Annotated in this window: 13 protein-coding genes; 4 read left to right on the top strand and 9 right to left on the bottom strand. The window is 44.4% G+C overall.

Annotation, left to right across the window (positions count from 1 at the left end; genetic code table 11):
• Positions 1–2: 2 nt before the first annotated feature.
• Positions 3–206, top strand: coding sequence for a DUF6737 family protein (locus tag PCC7418_RS15790; protein WP_015227188.1), 204 nt, complete (start codon positions 3–5; stop codon positions 204–206).
• A gap of 176 nt (positions 207–382) precedes the next feature.
• Positions 383–991, top strand: a complete 609-nt coding sequence (locus PCC7418_RS15785) for an alpha/beta hydrolase (protein ID WP_015227187.1) — start codon at positions 383–385, stop codon at positions 989–991.
• Positions 992–1,069: 78 nt separating this feature from the next.
• Here the strand turns inward: PCC7418_RS15785 and PCC7418_RS15780 are convergent, their stop codons facing one another.
• The 3 genes from PCC7418_RS15780 to PCC7418_RS15770 form a co-directional block, all read right to left on the bottom strand.
• On the bottom strand, positions 1,070–2,377 hold the full coding sequence (locus tag PCC7418_RS15780) for a glutamate-5-semialdehyde dehydrogenase (RefSeq protein ID WP_015227186.1): 1,308 nt from the start codon (positions 2,375–2,377) through the stop codon (positions 1,070–1,072).
• A 138-nt stretch (positions 2,378–2,515) separates the two neighbouring features.
• Positions 2,516–4,708, bottom strand: coding sequence for a glycoside hydrolase (locus tag PCC7418_RS15775; protein ID WP_015227185.1), 2,193 nt, complete (start codon positions 4,706–4,708; stop codon positions 2,516–2,518).
• 162 nt (positions 4,709–4,870) lie between these two features.
• Entirely contained in the window at positions 4,871–6,460 is a 1,590-nt protein-coding gene (locus PCC7418_RS15770) for an NAD(P)H-quinone oxidoreductase subunit N (RefSeq protein WP_015227184.1), read from the bottom strand.
• Between the two features lie 363 nt (positions 6,461–6,823).
• Between PCC7418_RS15770 and PCC7418_RS15765 the strand changes: the two genes are divergently transcribed.
• The gene (locus PCC7418_RS15765) at positions 6,824–7,258 is read left to right on the top strand and encodes a hypothetical protein (RefSeq protein WP_015227183.1); all 435 of its coding nucleotides are present in this window, start codon (positions 6,824–6,826) and stop codon (positions 7,256–7,258) included.
• A 1-nt stretch (position 7,259) separates the two neighbouring features.
• Here the strand turns inward: PCC7418_RS15765 and PCC7418_RS15760 are convergent, their stop codons facing one another.
• The 3 genes from PCC7418_RS15760 to menB all read right to left on the bottom strand — a co-directional run bounded on the left by PCC7418_RS15760 (position 7,260) and on the right by menB (position 9,402).
• The gene (locus tag PCC7418_RS15760) at positions 7,260–7,670 is read right to left on the bottom strand and encodes a nuclear transport factor 2 family protein (RefSeq protein WP_015227182.1); all 411 of its coding nucleotides are present in this window, start codon (positions 7,668–7,670) and stop codon (positions 7,260–7,262) included.
• Positions 7,671–7,915: 245 nt separating this feature from the next.
• The gene (locus tag PCC7418_RS15755) at positions 7,916–8,407 is read right to left on the bottom strand and encodes an orange carotenoid protein N-terminal domain-containing protein (protein WP_015227181.1); all 492 of its coding nucleotides are present in this window, start codon (positions 8,405–8,407) and stop codon (positions 7,916–7,918) included.
• Positions 8,408–8,568: 161 nt separating this feature from the next.
• Positions 8,569–9,402 (bottom strand): 1,4-dihydroxy-2-naphthoyl-CoA synthase, encoded by an 834-nt coding sequence (menB, locus tag PCC7418_RS15750; protein ID WP_015227180.1) that lies wholly within the window; start codon positions 9,400–9,402, stop codon positions 8,569–8,571.
• Between the two features lie 233 nt (positions 9,403–9,635).
• On the opposite strand from menB, the gene PCC7418_RS15745 reads away from it, so the two are divergent.
• Positions 9,636–10,151, top strand: a complete 516-nt coding sequence (locus PCC7418_RS15745; protein WP_015227179.1) for a DUF4149 domain-containing protein — start codon at positions 9,636–9,638, stop codon at positions 10,149–10,151.
• Here PCC7418_RS15745 and PCC7418_RS15740 read toward each other — a convergent pair whose 3' ends face one another.
• The 3 genes from PCC7418_RS15740 to PCC7418_RS19970 form a co-directional block, all read right to left on the bottom strand.
• A complete protein-coding gene (locus tag PCC7418_RS15740) occupies positions 10,152–10,436 on the bottom strand; it encodes a TMEM165/GDT1 family protein (protein WP_015227178.1) in 285 nt (94 codons plus the stop codon). It abuts the gene before it with no gap.
• 157 nt (positions 10,437–10,593) lie between these two features.
• Positions 10,594–13,290, bottom strand: a complete 2,697-nt coding sequence (gene clpB / locus PCC7418_RS15735; RefSeq protein WP_015227177.1) for an ATP-dependent chaperone ClpB — start codon at positions 13,288–13,290, stop codon at positions 10,594–10,596.
• Between the two features lie 294 nt (positions 13,291–13,584).
• Entirely contained in the window at positions 13,585–13,695 is a 111-nt protein-coding gene (locus PCC7418_RS19970; RefSeq protein WP_216086648.1) for a type II toxin-antitoxin system PemK/MazF family toxin, read from the bottom strand.
• Positions 13,696–13,892 lie beyond the last annotated feature (197 nt).

Genomic DNA, 13,892 nt, shown 5'->3' with positions numbered 1-13,892 from the left:
AAATGACAAAACAAACAACAAATGTTTCAATCTGGCAACAAAAGCCTTGGTGGTGTCAGCCTTGGTCAATTATCTTAACAGGAATTGCGCTCCCCACAATGACTTGGTTCGTGACCCATTGGTGGTGGCTTACCCTTCCCGTTATTCTGGGGATTTTATTGTGGTGGTACGTCTTTCTTTACCTGGTGCCCAAAAGTTATCGATAGCGTTTCTTAATCGGTTGAGGACAGTGACCAGTTATCAGTGGATAGTAAAGAAGAAGAAAAACTACCCACTACTCACTACCCAATAAAATAAGACTAATGTACAGACATTCCATGGAACGTCTCCATACCAAGAACAAAACCTCATGAGAGGAAACCTGCTATAACAACCCAGCAAAATGATGACCTTAGACCCGATTATAATTCCTGCACAAACCGAAACCCCAGAATATCTGTTAATCGCGTTGCATGGCTGGGGATCAAACGCTCAAGACTTAGCCAACTTAGCCCCAGTGTTAGATTGGAACAATACTCAGATGATGTTTCCCAATGCCCCCTTTGATCACCCGCAAGTACCAGGGGGGAAAATGTGGTACGACTTACAACAGAGAGATGAAGAAGGCTTAAACCACAGTCGTCAAGTGTTAACCGATTGGTTGAGTTCTCTAGAAACTAGCACCAGGGTTCCTCCCCAAAAAACGTTTCTCATTGGCTTTTCTCAAGGCGGTGCGATGACCTTAGATGTTGGCTTTTCCTTTCCCTTTGCTGGGTTATGTTCCTTATCAGGCTATCTCCACGCTGAACCAAAAGGGACTGCTCAGGCTCCCCCCACTCTAATTGTTCATGGGATACAAGATCCCGTTGTTCCCCTTAGTGCAGCGCAAAAAGCCCGAGATACACTAGAACAGCTTGGGGTTAACGTCACCTATCAGGAGTTTGCGATGGAACATCAAATCATCCCTGACGTTGTGGAAACCCTCAAAGAATTTATGATGAGGCTTGGTTAATGAGCGTGGGTTTTGTTTTGACTGAATATAATAGATTCTCCTCGGCTTAAAACTTGGTCATACCTTAGCGTGAATCAATCAGAGGTCTTTGTGAGTAAAGGGTTTCGGATTTTCCCCGCTATAAGTTTCTGCAAGATGTCCATCGCCAGTCACCTGATACTTATAAGTCACTAACCCTTCTAAGCCCACGGGACCGCGCGGTGGCATTTTCTGGGTACTAATTCCCACTTCTGCACCAAAGCCATAACGGAAGCCATCGGAGAAGCGCGTAGAACAATTATGGAATACCCCAGCAGCATCCACTTGATTGAGGAAAGTTTGAGCGAGTTGTGCATTTTCCGTCAGAATCGCTTCCGTATGTCGAGACCCATAGGTACTGATGTGCGCCATGGCTGCTTCTGCACTATCCACGACTTTCACCGCTAAAACTAACCCTCCGTACTCTGTTGACCAGTCTTCTGTTGTGGCAGTTTCAATTTGCGGTAAGATTTGACGAGTGGCTTCATCCCCGCGTAAAGTCACCCCTTTCTCGGTTAGGGCGGGTTCTAGTTTTGGCAGAAACTTCGGCGCAATGGCACGATGTACAAGCAGGGTTTCCACTGCATTACACGCAGCTGGATACTGGGTTTTTGAGTCCACTGTAATCGTCACCGCTTGCTCAAGATTAACCGCTTCATCAACATAAATATGACAAATGCCATCGGCATGACCTAATACAGGAATGCTGGTGTTTTCTTGAATGAAGCGTACAAAGGAATTAGAGCCTCTCGGGATAATTAAATCAACATACTGGTCTAAAGACAACAGTTCTTGAATCTCTCCGCGAGTCGTCAGCAGTTGCACAACCTCTGGCGGGACATCTGTTTGCGCTAACGCCTCATGAATCACTTTAGTTAGGGTTTGACAAGAGTTGAGGGCTTCTTTTCCCCCCTTCAAAATCACCCCATTTCCAGACTTAATCGCGAGGCTTGTAATTTGAATGAGGGCATCGGGACGGGCTTCAAAAATGATACCGAGAACCCCGACAGGACAACTGAGACGCTTCAGAGTTAAGCCTGTATCAAGTTCGCGATCAATTTGCGTTGCGCCAATGGGGTCTGGGAGTTTTGCCACATCTTTCACCCCCGCGATCGCGCTTTCTAATTTAGTCTGATCCAGCTTTAATCTTGCTTGTAGGGCTTCGGGAATGCCATCTTGTTTCGCTTGTGTGCAGTCTGTAGCGTTCGCTGCCACAATTTCATCTTGGTGATCCCCGAGGGCTTGCGCGATCGCGCTTAAAGCCTGATTTCGTTGTTGTGTCGATAAAACAGCCAGTTGTTGGGCTGCGTTTTTCGTTTGTTGAGCAAGGTCTGATAAGGTATCAGGTGTGGTTTGTGAAGCTACCATGTAAGATTAATTCTATTCAACGATCCAAATTCAAGTGGATTCATTTTACCGTATATTTTGCTACCTATTATACCATTGGCGAGGCATCCGATCTGTTGCCCGTTTGCAAAACTTTATTAATGACCAATGACTAATCCTCTAAGGAATTTGCAAAACCACAAACTCTTTTTCTGGGAGATAACTCCGAAACTGAGCGCGATCGCTGAATACCGCAATAATATTCAGAAAAATATCTGGCGACATTCCTAAATCTTCCCAAGGAACTGATAATTCTAAACAATCATTAAAATGAAATTTTGCTCGGGTGCGACGACCAAACCAGCGATGATTGTCTGTGGCTTCTTCTAACCAAACAATTTCTTCCACTAAATTAATCCCCAAATGATGATGATATAAATAATTGAGGGGAGGATGTTGCGGGACATTCTGCAACGGAAGCGGACTATTTAATAGTGTTACCCCTGGATAAAACCAAAATAAATGTAATTCTGGCGGTAAGTTGGTTCCAGGTTGTCCGCCTCTTTTGAAATCCAATCGGAAATAAAAATTGAGATGATCTAAGCCGTACCATAACCGTTTAACATCGCTATTCTGGTGCATTGCGCCACTGGTTGCAATATCAATCCGTCCTGCTTTATCCCAATCTTGTTCATCCGCAATCCCATCAATAAAGGGGTGAATAAAACTGAGAGGGGGATGCGATTGTTTACGTTGGTGAGATTCTAAGGGGCGTTTTAAGTCATCTGGAATGGGAAGATTTAAGGCTTGATAAATCTTTGAGAGATGATCACGAAACAGTTGATCGAAAATAGCATCTTGATTAGAAGAATGTCCTTCTCCAAACCACCAAAACCAGTCTGATCCTTCTGCTGCATAAAGGGCTTCCCAGGCTTCTTCTGTTGCTTCGGGATGTTTAGCAAGGGTTTCTCTGGCTGCATTGAGTAAATCCCAAGCGCGATTTTTTACTGGATCGCCGATCCAAGTGGTCAAGTCGCCATCGACCCATGATCCGCTATGGAGTTGATTGCTGGGTAAAATTGCAGTGGGGGGATATTGTTCGAGAAATTCGGATACAGTGACTAATTCAATCCCAGAATGATCGCTGAGGCGTTGATACAGGGCTTCTAAGAAGGGTTTTCCATCCTGATGATATTGTTCCCAACAATTTTCGCCATCTAAAGCAATAGTGACTAACCACGGTTGTTCGATGGGATCGCCTAACCGTTGCGCGATCGCGCTTAAACGATCAATAAAGTCATCAGCAGCGGTTTTTGCTGACAGTTTACTATATGTGAAGCCAATTAAATCCGATAAGCGATGATCCCGAAAAACAACGTTTAAATCTCCATGAGGCGTAGGAAGACGATAGGGTTGATACAACAACTCTGGTGCATAAAGCGTTCCCCCTTCATTGCGATGGAAAAAATGATTCAGCGTCCAACCTAAAATCGCTTCATCAGAACAAAACCATTTAAACCCCGCCGATGCAATATCCGAAAGCACTTGTGGACTAATCGCTTGTTCTGAGGGCCATAATCCCAATGGAAAACAGTCAAATTCTGATTGATAGATGGCTTTGGCTTTTTCTAAATGAGGAGAGATGTCTTGTTTCCAAGTAAAACGATGTTCGGGGAGGATAATATCGGGAACTGCAATTTTAGCGACGTTGGTATCTGCAAGTAAAGGAAGAATGGGATGGGTATAAGGACTGGTAATGAGTTCGAGTTGTCCTTCGGCTTGCATCCGTTTATGTTGGGGCAAAATTTGACGAATAATCTCTTGCTGTTTCGCGCAAATCTGTTGACGATCTTCTAAGGTGAAACCTCTTCCTTTTTCCAACCAACGGGAAATGTCGGGGTCACTCCAAAATAGCGGATCAATCCAAGCTAAATTATGCCAGGCGAGAAGGTCGCTATAGTCTTGTTTTGTCCAATTGTGTAAACACCAAACTGGACCATGATCTTTCCGTTGTTGATACAAGTCTCGGTAGCGGGGATGCGGATCAATGAGCGTCCGATAATTGGCATCAAAAAAATGATCGATGATATATTGTCGTTTTTTGCGATCTAAATGATTCTCTGGGGTTAACGTGAGGTTCAGATAAGGATCGCGAGCGTTTCCTTCCGCATAATCTTCCAGTTGACGGATTAACGTGGGAACTAAGTTAACCGTTTGATGCAGTTTCGGATAACGCTGTAGCAATAAAATCAGATCGAGATAGTCTTTTGTCCCGTGTAGTCGAACCCAAGGTAGGTGATATTCCCCTGGTGAGGAGTAATAAAGCGGTTGGTGCTGATGCCAAACAAAGGCGACGTAGAGGGGATAAACCATACCAACATCAAAAGATAAATTAAAGATCAGGGACGAGACAAGCTATAGCAGTTACACTTAATCCTTCAACAGACCCAGAAAGGCTATAAAAATATTCTAGAAAAAATCAGAGGGAATACAGCCATCTCAAACTGCATTCCCCAATCGGAGACCAGAAAATTGTTATTTGTCTAGATTAACAGGTGCAGCGACATCAGCCAGAGAGATTTGAGGATTCTCGGCGTTTGCTTCCTCTAAAACTTCTGTTTCCGCATTCAAAATCGGTGTGTTGGTAACGGACGCATTGGCAATGGAGAACAGAGGATTCGATAAAATTCCAGCTAAGGAGGTGACAACGAGAGAGAACACGAGACCCACTTGCAAGGGACGCATTCCGGGTAAGTTCCAACGGATTGTAGGATAATTTTGGATGGCTTCGGACATTTCTTGGGGTTCTTTCACGACCATCATTTTTACCACGCGGATGTAGTAGTAAATGGAGATAACACTGGTAACCAGTCCTAAGATGACAAGACCATATAAACCCGCTTGCCAACCTGCCCAAAATAGGTAAATTTTACCGAAAAATCCTGCTAATGGGGGAATTCCTCCTAAAGAGAGTAAGCAAATGCTTAAACCAAGGGTCAACAGGGGATCTTTTTGATATAAGCCTGCATATTCCGTAATTTGATCCGTTCCTGTGCGGAGAGAGAAGAGAATAATCCCCGTAAACGCGCCCAGGTTCATAAACAGATAAACCAGTAAATAGAAAATCATGCTGGCATATCCTGCTTCTGTCGCTGCCACCATGCCAATCATGATAAATCCAGCTTGACCAATGGAGGAATAGGCTAGAAGCCGTTTCATGCTGGTTTGAGCAAGAGCCACCGCATTCCCTAAAATCATACTTAAGATGGCAAGGGCAGTAAAGATTAAACGCCATTGCGGTTGTTCAAGGGGAAAGGCGACGACTAATAAACGAATCGCAAGGGCAAATCCCGCAGCTTTTGAACCCACCGATAAAAAGGCAACGACGGGAGTGGGCGATCCTTCATAAACGTCGGGTGTCCATTGGTGGAAGGGAACTGCGGAAATTTTAAAGGCAATTCCTGCAATCATAAAGACAAGCGCGATCGCGCTGGTGAGTTCTCCGCCTTCAGTTTGAGCAATTCCTGCTGCAATTTTCGGTAAGCTAGTTTCTCCCCCAGACAGTCCGTAAAGAAGGGAAGATCCATATAAAAAGACGGCGGAACTGGCTGCACCAATTAACAAATATTTTAAAGCAGCTTCATTAGAACGAGAATCCCGTTTCATGTATCCCGTCATTAAATAAGACGAAATACTGAGGGTTTCTAAGGCGACAAAAATCATCACCAGTTCATTTGCACCAGAAAGGAACATCGCCCCCACCGTGGCTGTGAGCATAATTGTAATAAACTCAGAAAGGGCCGATCCCGTTTGTTCCACATAGCGAATCGACATTAAAATCGTTACAGCCGTGGAAAGGGCAATCACCCCCCGAAAGACAATGCTGAGGTCATCCGCGCTAAAACTCCCTAACAGCGCGATCGGGTTTTCACTATCCCACTGGAAATAAAGGGCAACCAGAGAAGCGAGTAAACCGCCAATGCCAATATAAGGCAGCACCCTCGCAGCACTCCGTCCCACAATTAAATCACCAACGAGAACAATGAGAAGGGTAATAATAATAATTCCCTCTGGAAGAATTAACCCTGCGTTGAGTTGAGCAGAAAGATTACTTGTAAAGTCCATAGAAGTCCATATATTGTTACGGATTTTAAAAGATGTTTAGTACAGCGTACCAAGATTTAGGATAACAGCCTATTCCTTATTCCTCATCGAATGAGAGTAAATGACACTACAACATCATCTTTAATATTTATTTTGCGTTTTATAACGATGCTTAATAAAAGTTCATATCGCATCAACTTAGCATTATAGCTTTCAAATCCACTCATTTCAGGCTTGACTCGATTGTCGAGATTAGTGAACCTGAATTTAGTGATAAGTTTTATTAAGTTATGTGGCTCACTTCTAAGGTTTTTCCTATCTTGTAGAACAGTAGAAACGTTTACGACAAACGATTAACTAAGCTGTTATTCAAAGGTTAGGCTTATGTATCCACGATTCACTGTTATCCCTCGCTATCAACTCGACGATCAGATTCCTTGGTTAGAAGGCATTGATCCGTTAAGAAATTATTGGATTGCAGTTAATGGGGATCAATCTCAGATCATCACCCTTGCTGGTTTAACGGCTGCTTCCTTTGACGAGTTTAAGCAAGTCATGCGCCGTTTCCGTGCGCTTAAGTCTGGAGAAACCCTGTTACTCGGAAACAGCGACCAAAGTGGAAAAATTATTTGTATTAGCAGCAATTGCTATGCTTATGAAGGTAATCTTGAGGGCGCACCCGTTTGGCATCTGTTTGATCAAGAAAGCCTCGATAGCTTGCTGATGTCAGCCCATCCCGACTGGCAATGCTCCCAAAAAGATTTATTATTAGGTCGTACCCAATTAGAAGCATCTTGGCAAACCACAGCCGTTGCTTAGTTTAACGTTGAATCTGCGCCAATTCTTCCCAAGAAGCGAGTAATTTCACAACCACAATTTGAAATTGGTTGTCAGCGTTAATCAAAAATTGCCAAGCCACGTTAACGGTAAATAGAGAGGTTTTAACGTAACCTTGGATGCGGATGTCTAATTCTCCTTGGTCTTCTCGGGCGATTGTCCCTTTTTGGGGAACTAAGGTCATGCCCATTGCTTCTTGAGCCAAGTATTGCGCGATCGCGCTGTTGCCAACAACTGGCTCTTCTAACGGCGGATGTAATTCTCCATCTCGGGCAAATAAACCAGCAGTGTTATTAAAGTCTTGTGCATTTAAGGTTTGAAAATACTGTTCAACCAGCCCATGCTTAAGTCCTGAAATGGTAATGGGCTGGCGAGAAGGAGAAGCAATAGACATAATTTGTTATTTGTTATTTGTTATTGGTTCTTGGTTCTTGGTTCTTGGTTATTTGATATAGAAGTACGCAACGAGGTTAGGACATCTTGTTTTGGTGGTCGTGTGACAGTATCGGTTTTTAAGACCATAACTTTTGTCCTAACGTGAATCCGTAGCGCTATAACTGGTCACTGGTCACTGATCACTGGTAACTGATAGGGGATGCCAGTTTAGAAGCCATGCTGACATCCCGAAGCGATGCGAAACTAGGCGAGAGGATCAACGCCCATATCAACGACAATGCGACGTAAGATCGTGATTTGCTGGTTAAATTCTAACCACTCGATTTTAGCGAGAGTTTGCGTTCCTTTTTCTGACATCCGATAACCATAAGGCATGGGAATGACAGTGCCGTCTTCCATCCATTGCGCTAAACGATACCAGAAAGCGAGTTTGGTATTCGCACTGAGAACACCATAAGCCCGAGTTTCAGGGGTGTTCACTTTCTCAACGAGGTTACGCATGAACTGGAGTTGCTCTTGATGCGACATTGCTTTCACTTGGTTGAGCAACCCTTCCGCGAGTTGTAATCTTGCTGCACCCGGAGCGGCAGGGGTAATTGCTTTTCCAGTTTGCAAGTAGATGAACCAAAGTGCCGCCAGCTGATCATCAGTGGTGAGTTGTTGAAATTGAGTAATGGCAGTATCAACAGCTTCAACTGGGGTAGAAATGAGATTTTGGTTGCTAGTGGCGACCATAGTTTAGTACCTCTTGCTTTGAATGAATGCGCTTGCTTTAAGCTGTGTTTGATTCCATTATGTAAATTTTTATTAACAACCGCAACACTTTAGCTATGAGAATGGTAAATATCAACCATAAGTCATAGCAGATTGATCAGCGCAAAACAGTTCTGTGCGGTTTATGGAAGCCAAGGATAATCCCGAAAATTGGGTTTTCGCTTTTCTAAAAAGGCTTGTTTCCCCTCGCTACCTTCCTCGGTCATGTAATAGAGAAGCGTGGCATTACCCGCCAGTTCCTGTAAGCCCATTTGCCCATCACAATCGGCATTAAAGGCAGCTTTCAGACAACGAATTGCCGTAGGGCTTTTATCTAAAATTTCATTAGCCCAGTTAACGCCCTCTGTTTCTAATTGTTCAACGGGGACAACAGTATTCACCAAGCCCATATCGAGAGCATCTTGGGCGGTATATTGACGACAAAGAAACCAAATTTCTCGGGCTTTTTTCTGTCCCACAATCCGCGCCAGATAGCTTGCCCCAAACCCGCCGTCAAAACTGCCTACTTTCGGTCCTGTTTGCCCAAAAATGGCATTATCCGCAGCAATGGTCAAGTCACACACCAAATGCAGCACATGACCGCCACCAATGGCATAACCCGCCACTAATGCAATCACCACTTTCGGTAAGGAACGAATCGCTCGTTGCAGATCTAAAACATTCAGGCGCGGTGTTCCTTCATCATCCATATAGCCTGCTTTTCCGCGAACACTTTGATCTCCCCCCGAACAAAAAGCGTATTTCCCATCAGTGTGGGGGCCTGCTCCCGTTAATAAGACAACGCCAATGCTGGTATCTTCTCGAATCCGAGCAAACGCATCATAGAGTTCAAAAACGGTTTTGGGGCGAAAGGCATTCCGTTTGTGGGGACGATTAATGGTGAGTTTTGCGATTCCATCTATTTGCTCGTAGCGGATATCTTCATAAGACTTAACCGTTTGCCAATTTATTTCCATTTGTTAACCAATTCTAAAAATTCAGACTCGTTATTTTACCGTACCGTCACCCAAAAACAAACAACAAGGAACAAATAACGAAAACAGACTTAGCAATTCATATTACTTAATAATTACAGCACTTTGTTTTAAATCTCAATAATACTTTATGTTTTTTGTCCCTCACACTCTCCTGAAACCGTTATCCTAAGAAATGGAATATATATATTTTTTTGTTTGAAGTGGAGAGAACCATGGATATTATTTCTTATCAAAAGCAAAATCCCACTCAATGGTCAGTGGTCGTGTTTATAACCCTCTGCTTCTGGTTGAGTGCAAGTTTAGTGTTAGATTTCGTTATTATCCCTTCTTTAATGGAAGCGGGAATGATGACTCAACCTGGTTTTGCTAGTGCTGGCTATTCGATGTTTGGCATTTTTAATCATCTTGAGTTACTTTGTGCAGGCATTATTTTAAGTGGTGTTTTTGTCCTCACCAAAAATCACGTTTTTGCGAAGAAACAACAGCAATGGTCGATTATTTTATCCAGTTTATTACTTGCCGTGGCTTTGATTTGTAACTATGTTCTGACTCCTCAAATGAGTGGCTTAGGAATGGATTTAAACTGGTTTGAATCAGCGCGATCCATGCCTGCGGAAATGATGGAACTGCACGCAGGATATTGGGGCTTGGAATTAATGAAATTTGTCGTGGGCGGAATCTTATTAGTTTGGAGTTTCCGCGCCTGGAAACCCCAAGAAAATTATTAGTTAGTCGGTTTCGGCTTCGTCAAAGATTAATAATTTTAATGCCAGTAACGTGAAGCCAACTGCTGCTAATGCTTTAAGCAGCCGAGTGGGGAGGAGTTGCGCCACGCCTCCCCCTAACATCACTCCTAGGAAGCTCGCCGTTAATAAAGCAGCAATACAACCGAAGAAGACGGCGGTGGGTGACTTGCTATTACCACCGAGCGCGATCGCGGCGAGTTGACTTTTATCGCCAATTTCTGCCACAAATACGGTGACAAAGGTCAATCCTAATAATTGCCAATCCATAACTACTCTTTTAGATTTGTTTTCTATTTATAGCATCAGATTCAATTAATAAATCATTGATCATTTCTTTAAAACAAAAGAGCCAAACCGTAGGTTAGATTGAGGGAACGAAACCCAACAGCAGCAATGGTTTTGTTGGGTTACGCGATCGCGCTTTCTAAGAAGACATCACTTCCACTTCCACCGATTGCGCCTCTTCTTCCTTCTTAAACACCAGTTGATGATCCACACAATCAACAAGAATCGTATCCCCTTCGGTAAATGCCATTTCGAGGATTTTCGTGGCGATGGGATTTTCTAACTCCCGTTGAATCGCTCGTTTGAGGGGACGCGCCCCGTAAACGGGATCATAGCCCACATCCACTAAATAATCTTGGGCTGCTTCGGTGAGTTTAATAGTGATTTTTTGTTCGGATAAGAGGCTTTCAATCCGTCGTAGTTGAATGGTAATAATGCGTCCGAGTTCTTCGCGTCGCAAGGTGTGGAAGATAATGAGATCATCAATGCGATTGAGAAATTCGGGGCGGAAATGTTCTCGTAGGGCTTGCAAGACTTTTTTCCGCATTTGTTCATATTGCGAATCTTCTTGGGCAAATTGGAGGATATCTTCACCACCAATATTACTGGTCATCACAATAATGGTGTTGCGGAAATCTACCGTGCGTCCTTGGGAGTCGGTAATGCGTCCATCATCTAAAACTTGGAGGAGAATGTTGAAGACATCGGGATGGGCTTTTTCCACTTCATCCAATAGCACGACAGAATAGGGACGACGGCGGATTTGTTCTGAGAGTTGTCCCCCTTCTTCATAGCCCACATAACCTGGAGGCGCACCGACGAGACGAGAGACGGAATGTTTCTCCATGTACTCTGACATATCAATGCGGATGAGGGATTCTTCACTATCGAATAAAAACTCCGCGATCGCGCGAGCCAATTCTGTTTTTCCCACCCCTGTGGGCCCCATGAAGAGGAAAGACCCAATGGGACGAGCGGGATCTTTCATCCCAGCACGCGCCCGCCTGATTGCAGCAGAAACAGCAGCCACCGCTTCTTTTTGACCAATCACCCGTTCGTGGAGATAGCCTTCTAAACCGAGGAGTTTTTGTCGTTCGGACTCTAACAGGCGATTAACGGGAATACTGGTCCATTTCGCCACAATTTCCGCAATATCAGCTTCGGTGACTTGTTCTCGCAGTAAAGTCCGCCCTTGGGACTGCATTTCCAGTAATTTACCTTCTTTCTCTTCCCGTTGGCGTTGTAAGCCTTCTAACTGTCCATACTTCAACTGGGCTGCTTTTTCTAAGTCATATTCTCGTTCCGCTTGTTCTACTTGTACGCGCAACTGATCTTCTTCTTCTTTGAGAGTATTAATCTCTTCTAGCATCTGTTTTTCAAATTGCCATTGCGAAGACAGTTCCTTCTGACTCCCTTCCAATTCCTGCATTTCTTGCTCAATCTTTTCGAGGCGTTCTTTTGCAGACCGATAAGCACTGGTATTCCCGCCACTGGCTAACTCGTCTTCCCCTTCTAAGGACAATTTCTCCATTTGCAACTGCATCAGACGGCGATCAATGCTTTCTAACTCCGTCGGTTTGGAAGTAATCTCCATTTTTAACTTCGCTGCTGCTTCATCCACCAAATCAATGGCTTTATCGGGCAAAAAGCGGTCTGTGATGTAGCGATCTGATAAACTTGCAGCAGCCACTAGCGCCGAGTCAGTAATTTTAACCCCATGATGAACTTCGTACCGTTCCTTGAGTCCGCGTAAAATGGAAACGGTTGCTTCTACATCGGGCTGCTTCACATAAACCTGTTGAAAGCGTCGTTCTAAAGCAGGATCTTTTTCGATATGCTTGCGATATTCATCGAGAGTGGTCGCCCCAATGCAGCGTAACTCTCCTCGCGCCAGCATCGGTTTTAACAAGTTCCCTGCATCCATTGTCCCTTGACCCGAACCCGTACCAACCACGGTTTGTAATTCATCAATAAAGAGAACGATTTGACCCTCGGAGTGGGTCACTTCCCGCAACACTTTCCGCAGGCGATCTTCAAATTCTCCGCGATATTTTGCCCCTGCAATGAGGCTTCCCATATCTAATGCTATTAATTGCCGATTTTTGAGCGATTCAGGGACATCGCCATTCACAATCCGTTGCGCTAAGCCTTCCGCGATCGCGGTTTTCCCCACACCTGGTTCACCAATTAACACAGGATTATTTTTAGACCGACGAGATAAAACTTGGACTACCCGCCGAATTTCTTCATCACGACCAATTACGGGGTCTAGTTTTCCGCCACTAGCTTGTTCCGTCAAATCACGTCCGTATTTTTCGAGGGGGGTTTGTTCTTCTTCTTTTTCCTTCTCCTCTTCCCCTTGCGCTTCTCCTGCACTTTCTTCTGTTTGCGGACGATTGGCGCGAAATTCTTTAATCGCTGCTTCCACATCTTGGGGATCAATGCTGTAGGGTCGCAGTAACCGTCGCCCGACCCGTTCATCTTCTGCGAATCCTAACAAGAGGTGTTCGACCCCAATTACCTCATCTTGCCAACTTTGTCGCGCTTTTTCCGCGCGATCGAGCAACTGATCCAATCCTCGCCCTAAGTAGAGTTGTTCCACCCGCATTGATTTCCGTTGGCGGTTGGTGAACACTTCTAGCTGCTGTTGCAGACGAGACACATCCACTTGTTTGGCTTCTAAAATTTGATTGGCGACCCCTTCAGTAGAAAATAGGGTCAGCATCAGATGTTCTACTTCTAACTCCTGATTTTTAAAGCGACGGGCGACTTCTTGTGAATCAACAATTACATCCCAGGCTTGTTGCGTAAACTTGCTCGGGTCGGTCGGCTGCATTCTTTACTCTCAATGGGTGCTAAATTGGCTCTCATCAAGAGTATAGCAATTTCTTTGTTGGGTGTACGGTATTGATTGAGAGGGAAGCGCGATCGCGCTCTGAAGCTAAAATAATTCAAACAAGCATGAAATCATTAATGGAGAACTTTTTGGGACTCGTGCAATGATTAAGGAGTTTTTGCCAGATCGGGATATTGAGAATCTTCTAATGTAATATCTAATATCATTACTCTATCTCCTGTACTTCTAATTCTAAAATCAGAGCGCGATCGCGTGACGGTAAGTAATGGTCTGTCAGCCTCGGAATGACGGTTTATTATATCGGGTGTGACTGATAACTAGACAGGGACGAGCATTTCCCGATTGTTCGCGACCACTAATCGGATTAAGATTAACCCGAATCACTTCCCCCGTTCGATATCCATAAGTTACAAATAGCCAGTCAGAAAGCCATTGGTTTCAAACCGATGGACCGGGCTTACAAGCGTCGTCACCCTCGTTCCGACGACAGCCCCTCATGAATGGCGAACAAAGACTTTAGTCTTCTGTGTCTGCTATAATGTACGAAACCCAGTGCGACACGAGGTCGCATTTCGAGAGTG

The sequence above is a fragment of the Halothece sp. PCC 7418 genome (assembly GCF_000317635.1).
Lineage (GTDB): Bacteria > Cyanobacteriota > Cyanobacteriia > Cyanobacteriales > Rubidibacteraceae > Halothece.
The sequence above is the reverse complement of the archived record's forward strand: the minus strand, read 5'-3'. Positions and strand labels throughout refer to the sequence as shown.